The organism is Rhodococcus sp. NPDC054953, assembly GCF_053609225.1.
In genome coordinates this window covers 74,852-95,226 of the sequence record NZ_JBSGXD010000015.1, presented here as the reverse complement: position 1 = coordinate 95,226, position 20,375 = coordinate 74,852, and the positions used below count along the sequence as shown (strand labels likewise).

Annotated in this window: 16 protein-coding genes; 6 read left to right on the top strand and 10 right to left on the bottom strand. The window is 72.5% G+C overall.

The genetic code is table 11. From position 1 onward, the window contains the following. Nucleotides 1–10: 10 nt before the first annotated feature. The gene (locus ACWF62_RS12550; protein ID WP_452630201.1) at nucleotides 11–3,289 is read right to left on the bottom strand and encodes an ATP-dependent helicase; all 3,279 of its coding nucleotides are present in this window, start codon (nucleotides 3,287–3,289) and stop codon (nucleotides 11–13) included. A 78-nt stretch (nucleotides 3,290–3,367) separates the two neighbouring features. Here ACWF62_RS12550 and ACWF62_RS12545 point away from each other — a divergent pair, with 78 nt between their 5' ends. The 4 genes from ACWF62_RS12545 to ACWF62_RS12530 all read left to right on the top strand — a co-directional run bounded on the left by ACWF62_RS12545 (nucleotide 3,368) and on the right by ACWF62_RS12530 (nucleotide 7,153). Next, nucleotides 3,368–4,153, top strand: a complete 786-nt coding sequence (locus ACWF62_RS12545; protein WP_452630200.1) for an alpha/beta hydrolase — start codon at nucleotides 3,368–3,370, stop codon at nucleotides 4,151–4,153. Nucleotides 4,154–4,156: 3 nt separating this feature from the next. Then, nucleotides 4,157–4,447, top strand: a complete 291-nt coding sequence (locus ACWF62_RS12540; RefSeq protein WP_378506977.1) for an MGMT family protein — start codon at nucleotides 4,157–4,159, stop codon at nucleotides 4,445–4,447. 102 nt (nucleotides 4,448–4,549) lie between these two features. Continuing rightward, complete coding sequence (locus tag ACWF62_RS12535; protein ID WP_452630199.1) at nucleotides 4,550–5,263, top strand: transglutaminase domain-containing protein; 714 nt, start codon at nucleotides 4,550–4,552, stop codon at nucleotides 5,261–5,263. Between the two features lie 111 nt (nucleotides 5,264–5,374). Next, the gene (locus tag ACWF62_RS12530) at nucleotides 5,375–7,153 is read left to right on the top strand and encodes an NTP transferase domain-containing protein (protein ID WP_452630198.1); all 1,779 of its coding nucleotides are present in this window, start codon (nucleotides 5,375–5,377) and stop codon (nucleotides 7,151–7,153) included. On the opposite strand, the gene ACWF62_RS12525 is transcribed toward ACWF62_RS12530, so the two are convergent. The 6 genes from ACWF62_RS12525 to ACWF62_RS12500 form a co-directional block, all read right to left on the bottom strand. Then, entirely contained in the window at nucleotides 7,095–7,823 is a 729-nt protein-coding gene (locus tag ACWF62_RS12525; protein WP_452630197.1) for a sirohydrochlorin chelatase, read from the bottom strand. The genes ACWF62_RS12530 and ACWF62_RS12525 overlap by 59 nt on opposite strands. Continuing rightward, nucleotides 7,820–9,007, bottom strand: a complete 1,188-nt coding sequence (locus ACWF62_RS12520) for a uroporphyrinogen-III synthase (protein ID WP_452630196.1) — start codon at nucleotides 9,005–9,007, stop codon at nucleotides 7,820–7,822. Before ACWF62_RS12520 ends, ACWF62_RS12525 begins: the two co-directional genes overlap by 4 nt. Next, complete coding sequence (gene nirD / locus ACWF62_RS12515) at nucleotides 9,004–9,426, bottom strand: nitrite reductase small subunit NirD (RefSeq protein WP_452630195.1); 423 nt, start codon at nucleotides 9,424–9,426, stop codon at nucleotides 9,004–9,006. Before nirD ends, ACWF62_RS12520 begins: the two co-directional genes overlap by 4 nt. A gap of 88 nt (nucleotides 9,427–9,514) precedes the next feature. Next, nucleotides 9,515–12,046 carry a nitrite reductase large subunit NirB gene (gene nirB, locus ACWF62_RS12510; protein ID WP_452630194.1) on the bottom strand — a complete coding sequence of 844 codons (2,532 nt, stop codon included), beginning with the start codon at nucleotides 12,044–12,046 and terminating at the stop codon, nucleotides 9,515–9,517. A gap of 34 nt (nucleotides 12,047–12,080) precedes the next feature. Then, the gene (locus ACWF62_RS12505) at nucleotides 12,081–13,469 is read right to left on the bottom strand and encodes an MFS transporter (RefSeq protein ID WP_452630210.1); all 1,389 of its coding nucleotides are present in this window, start codon (nucleotides 13,467–13,469) and stop codon (nucleotides 12,081–12,083) included. A 242-nt stretch (nucleotides 13,470–13,711) separates the two neighbouring features. Then, on the bottom strand, nucleotides 13,712–14,968 hold the full coding sequence (locus tag ACWF62_RS12500; RefSeq protein WP_378507048.1) for a CynX/NimT family MFS transporter: 1,257 nt from the start codon (nucleotides 14,966–14,968) through the stop codon (nucleotides 13,712–13,714). 143 nt (nucleotides 14,969–15,111) lie between these two features. On the opposite strand from ACWF62_RS12500, the gene ACWF62_RS12495 reads away from it, so the two are divergent. Further along, entirely contained in the window at nucleotides 15,112–15,804 is a 693-nt protein-coding gene (locus ACWF62_RS12495; RefSeq protein WP_378506970.1) for a FadR/GntR family transcriptional regulator, read from the top strand. A 45-nt stretch (nucleotides 15,805–15,849) separates the two neighbouring features. Continuing rightward, the gene (locus ACWF62_RS12490; protein ID WP_452630193.1) at nucleotides 15,850–16,875 is read left to right on the top strand and encodes a pirin family protein; all 1,026 of its coding nucleotides are present in this window, start codon (nucleotides 15,850–15,852) and stop codon (nucleotides 16,873–16,875) included. 16 nt (nucleotides 16,876–16,891) lie between these two features. On the opposite strand, the gene ACWF62_RS12485 is transcribed toward ACWF62_RS12490, so the two are convergent. The 3 genes from ACWF62_RS12485 to ACWF62_RS12475 form a co-directional block, all read right to left on the bottom strand. Continuing rightward, a complete protein-coding gene (locus ACWF62_RS12485; protein WP_378506968.1) occupies nucleotides 16,892–17,740 on the bottom strand; it encodes a TIGR02569 family protein in 849 nt (282 codons plus the stop codon). A 115-nt stretch (nucleotides 17,741–17,855) separates the two neighbouring features. Then, nucleotides 17,856–19,079 (bottom strand): adenylyltransferase/sulfurtransferase MoeZ, encoded by a 1,224-nt coding sequence (moeZ, locus tag ACWF62_RS12480; protein ID WP_452630192.1) that lies wholly within the window; start codon nucleotides 19,077–19,079, stop codon nucleotides 17,856–17,858. 79 nt (nucleotides 19,080–19,158) lie between these two features. Further along, nucleotides 19,159–20,316 carry a DUF3152 domain-containing protein gene (locus ACWF62_RS12475; RefSeq protein WP_378506966.1) on the bottom strand — a complete coding sequence of 386 codons (1,158 nt, stop codon included), beginning with the start codon at nucleotides 20,314–20,316 and terminating at the stop codon, nucleotides 19,159–19,161. Nucleotides 20,317–20,375: the final 59 nt, after the last annotated feature.

Here is a 20,375-nt window from a genome sequence, read left to right as displayed (position 1 = left end):
GCTGCGGCGTTCACGACTCGGTCACCTGGCGTCCCCGCTCCTGCGCCGGGCAACTCGACACCACCGGGCAGTGCCTGCAGCCGTCGTTCGGGCGCGCCAGGAACCGTGGCCCCTGGGTTGCGGCCGCGGCGGCATGCACCACGTCCAGCCACTGTTCCTCGGTCTCCTCGGTCAGCGGCTCCTGCAGCCGTTGGGTCGCGCCGTCCTTCCGGTTCGCCTTGGCCACGAAGACGAGTCGCGCGCCGCCGGGCCGCGCGTCGGGTTCCCCGTCGATGGCTCCCCGCGCCGCGGCGAGCTGGTAGGTGGCGAGCTGCGCGTGCTGCTGCGCGGCCTCCCGGCTGACCGGGGTGCGCGCGGTCTTGACGTCGACGACGACGAGGCGGCCGTCGGCGTCCCGCTCGAGACGGTCAATGCGACCCCGCAGCTGCACGGCCGGTTCCCCGTCGACGCGGGCCTCGAGCACCCCGTCGACGGCGACCTCGACACCCACCTCGGTGAGCTCGCCGCGGGTGCGGTGCAGCCAGTCGTCGAAGGTGTCGATCATCTGCGCGGTTCGGTCCATCTCGCGCCGCGAATACCACTGCGACCCCAGATCGACGGCGTCCCACGCGACCGCCAGTGCCCGGCGCACCTGTTCCGGGGGCATCTTCCCGGCGACCGCCTGGACCAGGGTGTGCACCAGGGTGCCGGTGACCGCGTGCGTGTTCTCGCCGTCGCTGCCGCCGTGCCGTTCCAGCGCCCACCGCAGCGGGCACGCGTCGAGCTGCTCGATCGTGGACGGCGACAGCGGGACCGGTCCGTCCTCCGGCCGCCACAGCGGTTCGGTGGTGCTCGGGTCGCCGACGGCGTACCAGTGTTCGGGGTGCGCGCCGCGAACACCGGCGCGGGCCAGCCGCGCCAACTGCGCGGCGGCCCGCCGCTGCTTGTCGGGATCGGTGTCCGCAAGCTCCGGATCGCACACCACCCGGCGCAGTTCGGCGATCAGGGACGGCAACGCAAGGACCCGGCTCGGCAGCGCAGGAGCAAGGTCCGCGGCACCCTCGCCGAGGTCCGCGTCGGCACCGAGCAGCTCGTCGACGAACCGGGACGGCTCCAGGTCCGCGTCGCCGGTGGTCGACCGGACGGCCGTCACCAGCAGGCTCCGCCGGGCGCGGCTGCACGCCAGCAGGAACAGCCGGCGTTCCTCGGCGAGCAGCGGCGCCGTCCGCGACAGGGTTGCCTCGCCGGGCTCGGCGACACCGGCGGTCAGATCGACGAGGTCCTCGGTGCCGAGGAGGGTGCCGCGGGCCCGCAGCCCGGGCCACAGGCCCTCCTGGACAGCGGCGACCACGACCACGTCCCATTCCCGGCCAGCGGCGGCGTGCGCGCTGAGCACCGACACGGCCTCCGCTCCGGCCGCCGCCGTCCTCGGATCGGTCGGGATCTCCTGGTCGGTCAGGTAGTCCACGAATCCGGCGAGGCTGGCACGGGGCAGCCGGTCGACGTAGTTGGCCGCCGCGTCGAACAACGCGACGACGGCGTCCAGATCACGGTCGGCCTGCGACCCGATCGGGCCGCCGCGCACCGACGCCGCCGACCACCGCTTCTCCAGGCCGGTCGCCTGCCAGGCAGCCCACAGCACGTTCTCGACGCCGCGACCCTCCCGCTGCGCCTTCCCCGCGCGGGCGAGCACCGACAGCGTGCGGCGCAGGGCACCGAACTCGCCCTCGGTGAGCCCGTCGACAAGCGATCGGTGCGGCTGCTCCCCGTCCACGATCAGCGTCCGCAGCAGCTCCGCCGAGTCCCGTTCGCCGCCCGCGGCGAGCTCGACGCGCCGCAGGCCGCGGCGCAGCCTGCGCAGCGTCACCGGGTCGGTGCCGCCGACCGGGCCCGATACCAGGGCGAGCGCGTCCTCACCGGTGAACGGTCCGCCCGCCACCACCCGCAGCGCCAGCAGCAGCCCCCCGACCGCGTGCTGTCGGGCCAGCGGCAGTTCGGACGCCGCGGTCGTGACCGGCACGCCCGCCGCGAGCAGCGCGCGGCGCAGCGGGGGCAGCACCCGGGGAACGGACCGGACGATCACCGCCATCCGCGACCACGGCACCCCGTCGTGCAGGTGAGCGCGGCGCAGGGTGTCCGCGATCAGGGCCGCTTCCTTCCCTGCCGTGGCGAGCACCGCGACCGCGGCCGTGCCCTCGGCGTCGGCGGCAGGCCGGGCACCGCGGTGCGGGGGCAGGCCGGGCAGCCGGCCGGCGATCCGCGCCGACACCGCCGCGATCCGGGGGGCGCCCCGGTGATTCGTGCGGAGCACCACCTGCCGGTCGCCGCCGGTGTCCGCGAGACCGGTGAGGTACCGGGCGTCCGCTCCGCGGAACCCGAACACCGCCTGGTCCGGGTCGCCGGCGACGACCGCGAGATCGGCGCCGCCACCGAGCAGCCGCACCAACTCGGCCGCCTGCGGATCCAGGTGCTGCGCGTCGTCGACGAGCAGGCACCGGATGCGGGCGCGTTCCCGGTCCAGCAGGTCCGGATCGGTCGCGAACGCGGACAGGGCCGCGCCGACCAGTTCCGCGGCGTCGAGCGCGGGGGCGGTTGCCTCCGGGGCGTCCATCCCGACCGAGCCGCGCAGCAGCATCACCTGCTCGTACCGTTCGACGAAGGTGCCCGCCGCGACCCATTCCGGCCGGTCGTGCCGGTGGCCGAGACGGATCAGGTCCTCGGGGCCGAGTCCGCGTTCGCCGGCCCGCAGCATCAGGTCGCGTAGTTGCGCAGCGAACCCGACCATCGGCAGCGCGGGGCGCAACCGTTCCGGCCAGTCCGGTGCGCCGTCCTCGATGTCGCCGCGCAGCAGTTCCCGCAGCACCGCGTCCTGTTCGGCGCCGGTGATCAGCCGCGGCGGCGGGTTCGAGTGCGCTGCCGCCTGCAGCCGCAGCACCGCGAACGCATACGAGTGCACGGTCCGCACCAGCGGCTCGCGGGTGGCGCGCGACCCTCCCGCCCCCAGCAGTGCGGTGCTGATCTCCTCCCGCACCGCCATCGCCGACTTTCGTGAATGCGTCAGCACAAGAACGGATTCCGGGTCTCCGCCCGGTCCGCTGATGCGGGAGGCCGCGAGGTCGACGATCAGGGAGGTCTTCCCGGTCCCTGGACCGCCGAGGACCTGCCACGGGCGGCGATCCGGTGCCCCGGGGCCGGTGGTCGCGGCGGCGAGCAGCGGCGCCGCCTCCGGCCCCCACCGCCGGGTCGGCACGGCGCGGGGGGCACGACGCACCAGGGTGGTGGTCGGCCTGCTCGCCCGCTGCGTACTCATGACCGGCATTCCATCACGGGCCCCCGACAGGTTCGGCGTGGTGCCGGGCACCGGCCGGCACACCACCCGTCGGGCACAATGGCGGCCGTGCCCGACCTGAACGTTCACCGCTTCGGCCCCGTCGACGGGCCGCCTGTTCTCGCGCTGCACGGACTCACCGGTCACGGGAAGCGGTGGCGGCACCTCGCCGACGACCACCTGCCCGGCGCCAGGGTGATCGCCCCCGACCTGCGCGGCCACGGACACTCGACGTGGAACCCGCCGTGGGGTGTCGCCGACCAGGTCGACTCCCTCGTCGAGGTGGTGGACGCCGAGGCAACGGAACCGGTCGTCCTCGTCGGGCACTCGTACGGCGGGCTGATCGCCGTGCACCTGGCCGCACGCGTCCCGGAGCGGGTCCGGGGCCTGCTGCTGCTCGACCCGGCGTTGGGCCTCGATCCGGCGCGGATGTTGGAGGTCGCCGACCTGACCATCCGGTACCCGGACTACACCGACGCCGCCGAGGCCCGGGCGGAGAAGGTGCACGGGGCGTGGGCCGGTGTCGCGGCGGACGTGCTCGACGAGGAGATGGCCACGCACCTGATCGACCTGACCGGCGGGCGGGTCGGCTGGCGGTACGCCGTCCCCGCGGTCGTCGCGTCCTGGGGAGAGCTGGCCCGACCGGTGGTGCTGCCGCCCGCCGAGCTGCCGACGATCCTGGTGCAGGCCATGCGGGTGCAGCCGCCGTACGTCACCCCCGCGCTGCGGACCGCCCTGGCCGCACAGCTCGGTGACCGGCTGACGGTGGTCGAGATGGACGTCGACCACATGGTCGCAGGCGCGCGTCCCGCGGAGGTCGCGGCGCTGATCGAGACGCTGCTGTAGGCGATGACGACCGAGGAGCAGGTGGAGCGGGTCCGCGACCTCGTCTCCTCGATCCCGCCGGGCCGGGTGAGCACCTACGGCGACATCGCCGCGGCCGCCGGCCTGTCCACCCCGCGGACGGTGGGGTGGATCATGCGCACCGACTCCGCCGACCTGCCGTGGCATCGGGTGGTGCCCGCGTCCGGCAGGCCCGCCCCGCACCTCGCCGCGCGGCAGCTGGAGCGCCTTGCCGCCGAGAACGTCCCGATCCACGGCGGCCGCATCGACCTGGCGGTCGCCCGGCACCGGTTCTAGGGCACCGCGAGTTGGGCGTTTTCCTGCACTCCGAGCCCGGTCGAGCACCACAACAACCAACTCGCGGCGAGGTGCACGTCCGGCCGGTCTAGCGTCGACGGTATGACGTGCACCCTGGTCACCCCCTGGCTCGGCCGGCCGCTCAGCCCCCGGTCCTGGCCCGCCCGCGGCGGGGTCGACGCGACCGCCATCCTCGACTGGGGCGCTCCCGTGTTCGAGCTGCTGCCGACGCGCGCCGCTGGCGAGGCCTCGTCCGATCACCTGCGCGCGACGCACCGGACGGTCGGCGCCCGGATTGGTGCGGTCTACGGGCTCGACGACACCCAGCCCGCGTCGAGCACGCTCCGGCGCGGGCTCGGCTCGTGCAGCCAGCGTCTGGCGGTGATCGAGGCGTGCGCGCGGCGCGCCGGGATCGCCACCCGCGTCGAGGGCCTCGTGCTGCGCGGCGAGTTCTGGTACCCGAGGTTCCGGTACCTGCGCCCGTTTGTCCCGGACCGGGTGCTGCTCGCCTGGCCGAGCTTCCTGATCGACGACGCATGGCTCGACGCATCAGTGGTGTTCTCCGGCGCCGGTTGCGCTGCCCCGCAACCGTTCACGAACAGCGGCGAGGAGACCCTGTTCGACGCGGCGGCGCGGGCACCGATCAGTTGGGCGCCGTCCGGTGACCCCGGCTGCCTGGATCTGTCTGGCGCGGTCGTGCACTCGGTCGGAATGTTCGACTCCCGGGACGAGTTGTTCGCCGCCTACGGGCAGACGCTGCGGCGGCCGGTCCGCGTGGCACTGGACCCGCTGCTGCGGCGCAGGCACGCAAGTTGATCGCGCGCCACCCACGGAGGCGCGGCAGGTCGTAGCGTCGACCGCAGGCGGGATCGCCGGTGCGCGGGAAGCGAAACGGGCGGCGCCGCCGGGCCGTGCGACCATGGACGCATGACCGCCGAACCGTTTGACGCCATCGTCCTCGCTGGCGGGTCCGGGTCGCGGATGGGCGGGGTGGACAAGCCTGCCCTCGAGGTCGGGGGACGCAGCATGCTCGGCACCGCGCTGGCGGCGGTCGCCGGAGCATCAACCACCGTGGTCGTCGGCCCACCGCGCGCGGACCTGGATCCGGCGATCCGGCAGGTCCAGGAGTCCCCGCGCGGCGCGGGCCCGGTCGCAGCGCTGGCGGCGGGGCTGCGCGCGGTCGGCGGCAGCGCGGTGGTCGCGGTGCTGGCCGCGGACCTGCCGGAGCTGACGCCGGGTGCGATCGATCTGCTGCGCAGCGCACTCGACGTGGCCCCCGACCGCGGCGCCGCGCTGGCCGTCGACGAATCCGGCCGCGTCCAGTTCCTGCTCGGGGTGTGGCGCGCCGACGTGCTGTCCGCGCGACTCGGGGAGCTCGACGGCGTCACCAATCAGCCGATGAAAACTCTTGTCCCCGACACGTTCACCCGGGTCGGGATGGCGGGCATCTCGGACTGCGACACGCCCGCCGACATCGCGGCGGCCCGCGCCAGGGCGACACCGAGCGCGTCGGCCGACGCAACCCCACTGAGCATCGGCGCCGCCCGCACCGCCGTGCACGCGGCACTCGAGACGCTGCCCGCCTTCCCGCAGTCCCCGCTCGACGCGATCGGCAGCGCGCTCGCCCAGTCGCTGCGGGCCGAGGAGGCGCTCCCCCGGGTGCCGGTGTCCGCGATGGACGGGTACGCGGTCGCCGGGGACGGGCCGTGGCTGCTCGACACCGCCGTCCGGTACGCGGGGTCGACCGACACCGTGGTCCTCGACCCGGGACACGCCGTCCGGATCGCCACCGGCGCGCACCTGCCGACCGGCGCCGACACCGTGATTCGTGACGAGCACGTCGACGTCGCCGACTCCGCGACCGGCGGCCGGGTCGTCGCCCGCGCGCCGGGGGCACCGATCCGGGACGACGTGCGCCGCCCCGGCGAGGACTGGCTGCCCGGATCCCTGCTGGCGACACCGGGCACCGCAGTGACGCCCGCGTTGGCGTCGGTCGCGCTCAGTGCGGAGGTGTCGGAGCTACTGGTCCGCGGGCCGGTGCGCGGGCATGTGGTGGTCACCGGCGACGAGATCCGCAGGGACGGGCCGTTGCGGGACGGGCAGACCAGGGACTCGCTCGGCCCGGTGCTGCCCCGGTTCCTCGCCTGGTGTGGGGTGCCGACGCTCGGGGACACGCACCTGCGGGACACCGCAGGCGGATTCGACGAACTGCTCGGCGGCGATCGGTCCGCCGTGGACGCGGACCTGCTGGTGATGGTCGGCGCGACCGGGGGCGGCGCGGCCGACCACCTGCGCGCCGCGTTGGAGCGGGCAGGCGCCCGCATCGTCGTCGGCCGGGTGCGGTGCAGGCCCGGCGGGTCGCAGATCGCCGCGACCCTGCCGGACGGCCGGATCGTGCTCGGTCTGCCGGGCAATCCGTACGCGGCGGTCGCGACGTTGCTGCTGATGGTTCCGACCGTGGTCGCGGCGCTGACCGGTGCACCGCAACCCGATCCGGTCGTCGGATTGATCGCGAACGCCGCCGAGATCGACTCGGACGTCACGCGACTCGTGCCCGCGACCCTCGGCCCGGACGGCAGGTGGCGGGTCGAGGCGCAGGTGCGGACCGCGCATCTCGGCGCGTTGGTGAGGGCGCAGGCCCTCGCCGTCATCGAACCGGGGACACCGGACGGCGGCTCGGCCGAACTGCTGCTGCTGCCGCACTGACGCCCTGCCGGAACCGGCGGGCGAGCAGGCGCACCAGCGCCGGATGCACGCCGAGCGGCTCCGCGACACCGTCCGCCCCGCACGCACCGAGCCGGCTGTGAAAGAGGCCGTGCGCCAACAGGTACGACGCGACGAACACCGGGCGCCCGGTCTCGGCCCGCACCCGAGCGACCACATCCGCCACCCTCGGCTGCGCGGTCGCGACGTAGCCGATGTCGACCCGGTCACCGGTCAGGTCGGCCAGCATCGCCGCAGCACGCTGCACGTCCGCCAGTGCCCGCGGGTCGGACGAGCCCGCGGCAGCGAGCACCACCGCGTCCCCGGCGCGCCATCCGGCAGCGCGGAGTCGTTCGAGGAGCACCAGCGCCAGCACCGGATCGGGCCCGAGCGCGGCGGTGACCTGCACCGCGGGGTGCCCGGACTCCGCCACCTCGCGGGGCACGTCGGTGTGTACGTGGTAGCCGGACGCCAGGAAGGCGGGCACCACGACGGCGGGCCCGTCGAGGTCGCGCAGCACCTCCGCCGGTGACGGTCCGAGCACGTCCACGAACGCGACGCGGGTGGTGCCGACGATCGCGGCCACCTCCTCCGCGAGCGCGGCGACCAGGTCAACTCCCCGGGTGGACCGGGTGCCGTGCGCGACGAGCACCAGCGCGGGCGCGGCCGTCACGACCTGCTCCCGTCACCGCACTCGACGGGGTCGATCGCCAGCCGGTAGCCGCGCTTGACGACGGTCTGCACGATCTTCGGCGCGCCGAGGCAGGACCGCAGCCGCGCGATCGCCGTTTCCACCGCGTGCGTGTCGCCGCCGCCGCCGGGGAGCACCGCGAGCAGATCCTCGCGGGAGACGACCCGGCCCGGCCGATGCGCGAGGGTCCGCATCAGGGCCATCGCGGCGGGCGCCAGCTGCCGGACCTCGCCGTCGACGACGACGCAGCCGCCCCGCACGCTCAGTTCGTGCCCGGCCGCGTTCACCCGCATCGCGCGGCGCGGCAGTTCCTCGGCGATGTGCCGGGCGAGGGACCCGAGACGGGCCCGCCCCGGCATGGTGGTGTGCACGCCGAGCGCCTCCAGCGGCGCCGCCGTCACCGGCCCGACGCACACCGCGAGGACTCGGCCGTCGAACGCCTTCAGCAGCGGGTCGATGAGCCCGATCTCCTTGGCGCGCATCAGCATCGCGGCAACCGCTGGCGCGCTGGTGAAGCTGACCGCGTCCAGGCCGCCGCCGACGGTCAGTTCGATCAGCCGGTCCATCGCGGTCTGGTCGTCCGGTGGTGTCCACCGGTAGACGGGGACCGGGACCACGTCCGCCCCGGCAATCCGGAGGACCTCGCAGAAGTCCGGCAGCGGCTCCCACTCGGTGGTGGCGCCGTGCAGCTGCACGGCGATCCGCTTGCCCTCGACACCCTCGGCGAGCAGGTGGTCGAGCACCTCGGCCGAGGACTCCGACGGCGGCGACCATTCCTCCCGCAGGTCGGCGGCCCGGATGGCGCCCTTCGCCTTCGGACCGCGGGCGAGGATCCGGGACCGTCCCAGCGACCGTCCCAGGTCCTCGGCCAGCCCCCAGCCGTCGGCGGCCTCCATCCAGCCGCGGAACCCGATCCCGGTTGTCGCGACCGTGATCTCCGCGGGCCGTTCGATCAGCTCGCGGCTCACCCGTTCCAGCTCGGCGTCGTCGACGAGCGGGATGATGCGGATCGCGGCGGCCTGCACCAGCGTCGCGCCGCGCCGGGTGAGCAGCGTGCCGAACTCCTCCGAGCGGCGGGCGGCGGTCATCCCGACGGTGAATCCCTTGAGCGGCTCGCCGCCCGCGCGTACCTGGCTCATCGTCTCCGCCCGTTCCAGCACCGTCATGCGCTTCCCCGCAGCGGACTGTGCACCTGCACGACCCCGCCCCACACCCGAACGTGGTAGACCGGTAGTCGCACCGACTCGTCGTCGAGGCAGCGGCCGTCGACGAGCGAGAACACCTGCTTGAGCAGCGGCGACGCGACGGTCGGCTCGCCTGCCCGGTCCCCGACCAGGCCGCGCGACATCACCGCGGCGCGGCCGAAGGGGTCGATGTTGCCGACCGCGCGCAGGGTGCCGTCGTCGAGCAGGAACAGCGCCACCTGCTCGCCGCCCCGCAGCAGCACCGCAACCCCCAGTCCGGGGATCAGGCGGCTCAGCGGGCAGGCCGACGTCCATTCGAGCTTGCCGTCGGTCACGCTCGCGCGTCCCGCCGCCCCGAGCTCACCCGCGCCCGCGTGCGGTGGTGATTCGATGATTGTCATCGCGGTCCTCCCTGTAACTGCAGGCCTCATTTCTACGGACCGGGTGTTACCCCGGCGTTAAGGCCCGATTCCCTGGCGGTAAGGAGCGTTACCCGGCGGGCATCGCGGGCAGGCCCATCAGCACCGGCACCTTGCGCGTTCCGGTCTCGTCGAATGCGACGGTCGGGTCGGCCTCCTCCGGGGCGTTGACGAAGGTGACGAACCGGGACAGCTTCTCCGGGTCGTCGAGCACCCCGGCCCACTCGTCCCGGTAGCCGTCGACGTGCCTGGCCATCGCCGACTCCAGGTCGGCGGCGATGCCGAGGCTGTCGTCGCAGACCACGGCCCTGAGGTGGTCGAGCCCGCCGTCCATCGCCTCCAGCCAGGGCGCGGTGCGCTGCAGCCGGTCGGCGGTGCGGATGTAGAACATCAGGAACCGGTCGATGTACCGGGTCAGGGTGGCGTCGTCGAGGCCGCCCGCGAGCAGCTGCGCATGCTTGGGTGACTGACCGCCGTTGCCGCAGACGTAGAGGTTCCAGCCGTTCTCGGTGGCGATGACGCCGACGTCCTTGCCGCGGGCCTCCGCGCATTCGCGGGCGCACCCGGAGACGCCGAACTTCAGCTTGTGCGGTGAGCGAAGGCCGCGGTACCGCATCTCCAGGTCCACCGCCATGCCGACCGAGTCCTGCACCCCGTACCGGCACCAGGTGGAGCCGACGCAGCTCTTCACGGTGCGCAGCGACTTGCCGTACGCCTGACCGGATTCCATGCCCGCGTCGACGAGCCTGCGCCAGATCGCGGGCAGCTGGTCGACCCGCGCCCCGAACAGGTCGATCCGTTGGCCGCCGGTCATCTTCACGTACAGGCCGAAGTCGCGGGCGACCTCGCCGAGCACGATCAGCTGCTCCGGGGTGCACTCGCCGCCGGGCATCCGCGGCACCACCGAGTAGGTGCCGTTCTTCTGGATGTTCGCTAGGAAGTGGTCGTTGGTGTCCTGCAGGCCCGCCTGCTGCCGGTGCAGGATGTGGTCGGAGTCGGTGGACGCGAGGATCGAGGCGACGACGGGCTTGCAGATGTCGCAGCCGGAGCCGGTGCCGAACTTGCCGATCAGCGCCGAGAAGGTCCGGATGCCGGTGGCCCGGACGATCTCGAACAGCTCGGCGCGGGACTGGTCGAAGTGCTCGCACAGCGCCTTCGAGAGCACCACCCCGGAGGACGCGAGCAGCTGCTTGATCGTCGGGAGGCAGCCACCGCACGTGGTGCCCGCGTTCGTGCAGGCCTTGACCTGCGCGATGTCGCAGGCACCGTCGGCGATGGCCCCACAGATCGTGCCCTTGGTGACCGCGTTGCAGGAGCACACCTCGGCGTCGTCGGGCAGCGACCCGGCACCGGGCTTCTCCCCCGCAGGCGAGATCAGGGATGCCGGATCACCGGGCAGGTCCCGGCCGACCAGCGGCCGCAGCGAGGCGTACGCGGACGCGTCGCCGACCAGGATGCCGCCGAGCAGGGTCTTCGCGTCGTCGGAGACCACCAGCTTGGCGTAGGTGCCCTTCGCGGCGTCGCTGAGCACCACCTCGAGTGCGCCGGGTTCCTGCGCGTGGGCATCGCCGAAGCTGGCGACGTCGACCCCCATCAGCTTGAGCTTCGTCGACAGGTCCGCGCCGGGGAATTCCGCTGCGCCACCGAGGATCCGGTCCGCGACGACCTCGGCGGTGGAGTAGCCGGGGGCGACCAGGCCGTAGCAGACGCCCTCGACGGCGGCGCATTCGCCGACCGCGTAGATCGCCTCGTCGGCGGTGCGGCAGCCGATGTCGGTGATGATGCCGCCGCGGGGTCCGACCTCGAGGCCCGCGTCGCGGGCGAGTTGGTCCTGCGGGCGGATGCCCGCGGAGAACACGAGCAGCGCCGCGTCGATCGCCGAGCCGTCGGACAGTTCGACGCGGATCCCGTCGGGGCCGTCGGTGATCGCCGCGGTCCCAACCCCGGTATGTACGCGGACGCCGAGGCTCTCGACGAGTCGGGCGAGCAGCGCGCCGCCGCCCTCGTCGACCTGCAGCGGCATCAGCCGCGGCGCGAACTCCACCACGTGCGGGGTCATGCCCATCAGCCGCAACGCATTCGCCGCCTCCAGCCCGAGCAGCCCGCCGCCGACGACGACACCGACGGGGCGGTCCCCCGTCGCGTCGCTCGCCCCGCGGCCCGCTCCTGCGGCCTCGGCCCGCGCCCGGATCCCATCGAGGTCGTCGACGGTGCGGTAGACGTGGCACTCGTCGCGGTCGTGGCCGGGCACCGGCGGCACGAACGCGTAGGAGCCGGTGGCCATGACCAGCGCGTCGTAGCCGACGGTGTCGCCCGCCGAGGTGGTGACGGTCCGCGCGTCCCTGTCGATCGCGGTGGCCCGCACCCCGGTCCGCAGGTCGACCAGGTCGTCACCGGTGTAGTCGTTCCCGGCGAGCGCGAGTTCCTTTGGGTCCCAGGATCCGACGTACGACGACAGGCCGACGCGGTCGTACGCGGGCAGGGCCTCTTCGCAGAGCACCGTCACCCTCCATCCGCCCGACTCGTCCCGCGCCCGCAACGCCTCCACGAACCGGTGCCCGACCATTCCGTGGCCAACGACCACTACTGACTTGTGGCTCATGCCGCCCCTCTTCTTCGTTGGTTCGTGAACTGCATCAGTCGGTGACGAGAACCGGTGACCGGTGGCCGTCGGCGTTCCGTCGCTCGGTGGGGCGGCGCAGGAACACCGCCCAGGTGACGACCAGGCAGGCGACGTAGAAGCCGAGGAACACCCAGAACGCCATCGTGGCCGACTTCGCGTCGCTGCTGTAGGAGGCGCGGAGCACCAGGTTGATCCCGACACCGCCGAGGCCGCCGATCGCGCCAGCGAAGCCGATCAGCGCGCCGGACATGTTCCGGGACCAGGTGGCCTTCTGCTCCGCGTCGAGGTGGTCGAGGCCCTGCGCCTTCGCCTCGAAGATCGACGGGATGATCTTGTAGACGGACCCGTTGCCGAGGCCGGACAGCAGGAACAGGGCGATGAAGCCGAGGACCAGTGTCACCAGGATGCCGGTGCTCGCGGCGCCGGGGGTGCGGTCGTCGAGGGTGCTCGCGGTGACCAGGACACCGGACGCCAGGATCATCGCGGCGAAGGTGTAGAGGGTGATCTTGCCGCCGCTGATCCGGTCGGCGAGTTTGCCGCCGTATGGGCGGGCGATCGACCCGAGCAGCGGGCCGATGAACGCGATCTGCGCGGTGTGCAATGCGGCCTGCGCCGGGGTGTCCCCGCCCGCGAGGAAGTTGATCTGCATGACCTGGCCGAACGCGAAGCTGTAGCCGATGAAGGAGCCGAAGGTACCGATGTAGAGGAAGGCGATGACCCACGAGTGGCCGTACCGGAGCGTCTTCCCCATCGCCCTCAGGTCGGCCTTCTGGTTGCCGAGGTTGTCCATGAACAGCGCCGCGCCGACCGCGGCGACACCGCACAGGACCAGGTAGATCGCGCAGACGATCCAGGCCTCGGTGTTGCCGACGGTCGCGATCACCAGCAGGCCGAGCAGCTGGATCACCGGGACCCCGATGTTGCCGCCGCCCGCGTTCAGCCCGAGCGCCCAGCCCTTGAGCCGCTGCGGGTAGAAGGCGTTGATGTTGGTCATCGAGGAGGCGAAGTTGCCGCCACCGACGCCGGCGAGCGCGGCGACCAGCAGGAAGGTGGTGTAGCTGAAGCCGGGGTTGAGCATCAGGTACAGGGTCGCGACCAGCGGAATCATCAGCACCAGCGCGCTGAAGACCGTCCAGTTCCGGCCGCCGAACCGGGCCGTCGCGACGGTGTAGGGGATCCGCAGGATCGCGCCGACCAGCGTCGGGACCGCGACGAGGAAGAACTTGCCGCCCGCGTCGATGCCGTAGATCTCGGTCGGCATGAACAGCACCATCACCGACCAGACGGACCAGACGGAGAAGCCGACGTGCTCGGCGATCACGGACCAGATCAGGTTGCGCCTGGCGATATCCTTGCCGCCCGCCTCCCAGGCCTCGACGTCCTCCGCGTCCCAGTGCGCGATGTGGTGCCGTTGCGCCGCCGTGGTGGGGGTGTCGAGGCCGTCGGCGGCTGCCGTTGCGTCGTCCGAGCGTGTGGTCACCAGGCCTCCTCGTTGGGTGTGGTGACCCGAAACTACGAGGGCGATGTTGCCTCGGTGCTGCCGTCAATGACCCCGCAATGAACTTGCACTCACCTGCCGCCGACCCGGCGTGTGAGCCCGTTTGCGCTGGTGAACGCCGTGTTAACGGGTGTGACCTGCCCGCGTCACGCGGCGCGGGCACCCCACGAATCCTCAAGGAACCGCGGCTTGCACGCCACCCAGCCCGCGACCATGATCACCGCGACGGCACCGACGAGCAGCAGGAACGGCCAGGCCCAGCCGCCGGTGACGTCGTGCAGCACCCCAAACATCAGCGGTCCGATGCAGGCGACGGCGTAGCCAAGGCCCTGGGTGAAGCCGGACAGGGCGGCCGATCCGGCGCCGGTGCGGGTGCGCAGGTTGATCAGGGTCAGCGACATCGGGAAGGTGCTCGGTCCGAGGCCGACCGCGACGATCCACAGGATCGGTGCCGCCATCGGCGCGAACAGCAGCCCGGCGAACCCGATCAGGTAGCTCACCCCGCACAGCAGGACCACCGGATACGGGTTGGCGATGCGGATGCACAGCGACGGCGCGCCGACCGCGGCGAGGAATCCGACGGCGCTGAACAGCGCGACCATCGAGCCGCCGAACCCGGCGGTGGCACCGGACTCGGCGAGGATCTTCGGAATCCAGGTGAACATCGAGTACGTGATCAGCGAGGTCATGCCGAACATGCCTGCCATGCCCCACGCCACCGGCGACCGCCACACCTGCCCGCGCGGTTCACCGGCGGCCTCGACGGGGGTCCGGTCGTGGACGTCGCGGCCGCGCCTGCCGAGGGTCACCGCGATCCACGGCAGCGCCGCGGCGACCGGCAGCAGCGTCCACATCCCGAGCGAGGTGCGCCAGTCGGCTGCCTCGGCGACCGGAATCGCGACGGCGGCGGGGAGCATCGTTCCGATCTGCACACAGAGGATGTAGAGGGTGCTGACCGCCCCGACTCGGTCGGCGAAATAGCGTTTGACCAGTGGCGGGATCACGACGTTGCCGATGCCCATGCCGCCGAGGGCGAGCGCGGAGAAGGCAAGCAGCCCGGCCGTCCCCGACATCACCGCACGCGATCCGAGCCCGATCGCGGTCATCACCATCGCCGCCAGCGCCACGTGTTCGAGACCGAACCGGACCGCGAGTCGGGGGGTCAGCAACCCGAACACCGCGAACATCGCGGTGGGGAGCATCCCGAAGACCCCGATGACGGTGGAGCCGAAGCCGATCTCCTGCCCGATCTCGTCGAGCAGCGGGGTGAGGGAGGTGACGGCGATCCGCAGGGTGAGCGCGGACAGGACGATCGCCGCGAGCACGACGAGACGCCCGGAGATCAGCGAGCGACGGCGGTCGCCCGCCGATCCGGTCGCCTTCTGCACGTGTGCCTGCTGCACCGTCACCACAACACCTCACTCACCCGATTGCGTCCCGGGACACCGTGGACCGGAGAATCATAGGATGACTGGATGAATTGGGGCAAACGATTACACTCCCTGCGTCCGGCCACCAGGCCACCAGCACCGGCAGAAGGGTCCCCGTGCAACCCGTACGACGCACCAGCCTGATCGCGCAGGTCACCGAGCAACTTCGCGCCGAGATCACGGCCGGACGCTGGCCGGTCGGCGGCCGGATCCCCACCGAACCCGCGCTCGCCGAGCTCACCGGGACGGGCCGCAACACCGTCCGCGAGGCAGTGCAGGCCCTCGTGCACGCGGGGATGCTCGAACGGCGACAGGGGTCGGGCACCTACGTGATCGCCACCAGCGATCTCGGCGGCACCCTGGCGAAGTACTTCGCGAGCGCGCTGGAGCGGGACGTGCTCGAACTGCGCCAGGCGCTCGACGTCACCGCGGCCGCGCTGGCCGCCCGCCGCAGGGACGAGGCGGACATCGAGAACCTGCGCGCCCTGCTGCGCGAGCGCAATCTCCTGTGGCGCAGCGCCGAACCGCGCGACCCCGACCGGCGCCGCGCCGCCGTCGCCGCAGACGTTGCCCTGCACCGGGCGATCGTCGCGGCCAGTCACAACGAGGTGTATCTCGAGTTTTACGACTCGCTGCTCCCGACGATCGAGCAGATCGTCACCGGACACCCCGTCGACGCGGCGAACTCGTACGAACACGAGCACGAACTGCTGGTGCAATCGGTCATCGACGGCGACCCCGAGCTGGCCGCGACCGAGGCCAGGCGGTTCCTGACCGAGTTGATTGAGCTCCGTCGCCCGCCGGGCTGATGCGCTGCCGGGAATGCCGCCCCGTCACAGTTGGTTGAACTTTGCATGACTTCCGCCGACCCTGTGCTGCACCAGTTCCGCCTCGGCTCCCCGTGGCAGGCTGTCGACCCGTTCCTGTTCGTCGCCCACCACGACGACGCCTACCCGCAGGGCACCGCGGACCTCGGGCCCGACGCCGCCCTCGCCGGGCGCCCGCTCGGCCGGGACTTCGGCCACCCGTCCGGCTGGAACATGTACCACGGACAGACCGTGCCCGGCTTCCCGCAGCACCCGCACCGGGGCTTCGAAACCGTCACCTACGTGCGACGCGGCACCGTCGACCACGCCGACTCCCTCGGGGCAACCGCACGCTACGGCGACGGCGACACCCAGTGGTTGACCACTGGACGCGGCGTGTCGCACTCGGAGATGTTCCCGCTCCTGAACCGGGACCGCCCGAACCCGCTCGACCTGTTCCAGATCTGGCTGAACCTCCCCGCCGCGTCCAAGTCCGCGGATCCGCACTTCGCGATGCTCTGGAACGAGCAGACCCCGCGGCTGAACCGCACCGACGAGGGCGGCCGCGAGAGCGTGGTGACGGTGATCGCGGGCGCCATCGACGGAGTCGCCCCGCTCGCGCCGCCACCCGAGTCGTGGGCCGCAGACTCCGACGCCGACCTGGCGATCTGGCATCTCGATCTGACCCCCGACGCCCGCCTCCCGCTGCCCGCCGCGGGCGGACCCGACACCAACCGGGTGCTGTACGTGTATGAGGGCAGCGACGTGCGGATCGGCGCCGACACCATCGGCACCGGCACCGGCGTCGTGCTCGACCCGACCGCAGCGGTGACGCTGACCGCGGGAGCGGGGGGAATCCGGATCCTGCTGCTACAGGGCCGTCCGATCGGCGAACCCGTCGCCCAGCACGGCCCGTTCGTGATGAACGACGAGGCCGGTCTGGTCGCCGCGTTCGACGACTACCGACGCACCGGATTCGGCGGCTGGCCGTGGCAGGCGGACGGCCCGGTGCATCCCGCCGACGCTGGCCGGTTCGCCCGGCACCCCGACGGCCGGGTCGACAGCCCGGACTGAGCCGCACCGGGGAACGTCACAGCATCAACCGGATCAGGTCGGAGGTGCGCACCAACCCCGGCAGCGCCTCCGCCGTCGACCGCGGGTGCAGCGCGTGCACGGCGAGCCGGAACATCAACGCCCGCAGCAACATCTGCGGCCACTCCGGAAGATCCTCCCACCGCCCGACCAGCTCCTCGTCGGCACCGCCCCAGGACAGGGCGTCGACGACGACCACCCCGGCCGCCCACGCCGCGGGGCGCCAGTACGGCGTGAGGTCGGTGATCCCGGGCGCATCCGAGCCAGCGAACAGGACGGTGCCGAACAGGTCGCCGTGCACCAGCTGGTCGGGCGAGTGCACCGGTTTACGCAGCGTCGCGAGCTGGCCGATCAGCTCGATGCTGGTCCTGCCGTCCGTCGATGCGGGCTCGAACTGGCCCTTCACACCGCGCAGCGGCACCTGCTCCCACGCGGCCCGGTCCGCGGCGACGAACACGTCGACATCCGCCCACGGCGGGACCGGTGGTTGCACCAGGAAGCGGGGCCGCTCGAGTGCCGCGGTCGCCGCGTGCAACCGCAGCGACAGCGACACCACCTCGTCGTGCCGCGGTTCCGGGGCGCCCTCGATGTAGGTGTCGGCGCGCCACCCCGACACCACGTACCGCCCGTCCGTCGCCCGCACCGGGCGGGCCAACCGGACGCTGTCCGGTTCGAGGGTCTCGCGCACCTTCGCCGACCACGCCGCCCGCGCGTGATCCGCGACGGGTGAGAGCACCACGTCACCGCAACGCCAGCCGCCCTCCCAGTCGGGACCGAGTGCGACGGGGGTGGTCTCGCGGAGACCAAAAGTGGACCGCACATGGGTGGGTGGTTCGACGGAGCTCACGCGTTTAAACCTACCGCCGTGCACTCCGTCCCCCGACGCTGACGCGCCCGCGGGTATGCGCTTCGCGCCCGTGCGTGATTCTCACCCCGATCGGGGTGAAAATCACGCACAGTTCCTAGTAGGTCGGCAGGCTCGGGTCGACCTGGGTCGCCCACGCGACGATTCCCCCGTGCAAATGTGTCGCGTCGGCGAACCCGGCCGCCTTGAGTGCGGCGAGCACCTCCGCGGACCGGATCCCGGTCTTGCAGTACAGGGTGATCGGACGGTCCTGCGGCAACTCGGCGAGGGCCTCCCCCGACAGGATCCGGTCCTTCGGGATCAGCGTTGCGCCGGGCAGGTGCACGATGTCCCACTCGACCGGCTCCCGCACGTCGATCAGCGCGATGTCCCCGCCAGCGCCGAGCCGCTCGGCGAGTTCCGCCGCGGTCACCGCCGACCCGGACACCGCTGCCTGCGCGTCGTCGGACACCACCCCGCAGAACGCGTCGTAGTCGATCAGTTCGGTAACCGGAACCCGGCCCGGGTCGCGGCGGACCCGGATGGTCCGGTAGCTCATCGCGAGGGCGTCGTAGATCATCAACCGGCCGAGCAGCGGCTCCCCGATCCCGACGATCAGCTTGATCGCCTCGGTCGCCATGATCGACCCGACCGAGGCGCACAGCACGCCGAGCACACCGCCCTCGGCGCAGGACGGGACGGTGCCCGGCGCGGGGGCCTCCGGGTACAGGTCCCGATAGTTCAGCCCGCGACCGTCGGGTGCTGCCTCCCAGAACACCGACACCTGACCCTCGAAGCGGTAGATCGACCCCCACACGTACGGCTTGCCCGCGAGGATCGCGGCGTCGTTGACGAGGTAGCGGGTGGCGAAGTTGTCGGTGCCGTCGAGGATCAGGTCGTACTGCTCGAACAGGCCGACGGCGTTGGAGGTGTCGAGCCGGAACTCGTGCAGCCGCACGTGGACGCCGTCGTTGATCTCCAGGATGGCGTCGCGGGCGCTGTGGGCCTTCGGCCTGCCGACATCGCTGCGGCCGTGGATGACCTGACGCTGCAGGTTCGACTCCTCGACGTGGTCGAAGTCGACGATGCCGATCGTCCCGACCCCGGCGGCCGCGAGATACAGCAGCGTCGGGGCGCCGAGTCCACCGGCACCAATCACCAACACCTTCGCGTTCTTCAACCGCTTCTGCCCGGTCATTCCCACGTTCGGGATGATCAGGTGCCTGCTGTAGCGGGCCACCTCGGCCCGGTTCAGTTCGGGCGCAGGCTCCACGAGTGGCGGCAGGGCGGGCAGCAGCCCGGCGCCGGTCGGCGTGGTTGCGGATTGTGCTGACGTCGACATGCCACCCATTCTCCCAGCGGCGGTGCCGCTCATCCGAACCGCGGGCGGTGCCGCTCATCCGAACCGCGGGCGGTTCCGCTCAGCCCCGAGGATAGGGCCAGGGGTTGAATCGGCAGGTCTTGCCGTCCATCGGCACGACCCCCTCGGGGTCGAGGGTGGCGATGTCGTCGTTCGAGGTCCCGAAGGTCTGCTGCATCATCACCGGCGCCAGCCCGCTCTCCGCCTCGCACGGCTGGTGGGCCTGGTAGCCGATCGCGTGCCCGACTTCGTGGTTGATCTGGTACTGCCGGTAGGAGCCGATGTCCCCCTGGTAGGCGACGGCGCCGCGCACCCAGCGGGGCTCGTTGAGGACGACCCGGTCGATTCCCGGGTTGTAGCAGGAGACCTCCAGCTGGATGTCGTAGCCGCAGGCCTGCCGGATCGTCATCTGCGAGGTCAGCGAGATCCGGAAGGTGGGGTCACCGGAATCGACCCGCTGGAAGGCGAACCGCTCGTCGTTGGTCCAGCTCTTCGGGTTGGCGAGCGTCTGGTCGACCATCCGGGCGAAGGATTCGTCGCCGCCGAATCCGGCGGTATCGACGCCGTCTTCGACCTCGACGGTGTAGGTGAACACCTGCTCGGTGCCGCGCCCGACCTTCGGTGTCGTTCCGGGGATGACGCGCCAGGTCCCGGCCCCGGTCGCGGTGAACGGCCCGCCGTCGGGGAGCGTCCCGGACGGGATCGAGGCGGCGAAGTTGCCGTCGCCCTGCGGCGGAACGCCGATGACACCGGTTCCGTCGACGCTGGTGCTGCGGGCCCCGAACCCGGGATCGCCGTACGCGCCGGGTTCGGCGGGCCCGGTGCCGCGGACCGCGTCGATGACGACGAGGACGGTAACGACGGCGAGGACCGGGATGGCGTAGGCGCGCCAGCCGTAGGTGGCGACGAACTTGCCGAGCCTGCTCTGCTTGCGGGCCTGCCGTTCGGGTCGGGGGCTGCGGGCTCGTCCGGTGCTCTCGGTGATCGGGTCCCACAGCGCGCGCAGCGGCTGCCGCGACGCGACCGGCCCGCCGGTCCAGCGGCCTGCGCGCGGTCCGCCGGGTTCCGGCTCGTCCGACCCCGCGCGTCTCCACCCGGGTTCGTCCTGCGGTGCCGCCTCGGGATCCCGCGCCGATCCGGCCCGCTCCGAGCCCGCTGTCGAGTCGTCGGCACTCCAGGGGTGTGCACCCCGCAGTCGCGGTCCGCCTCCATCCGTCACCGGTCCAGCGTCTCACAACCGGCGGCGGCGTCCGCCCGGGCACGCCGGGCACCTGCACC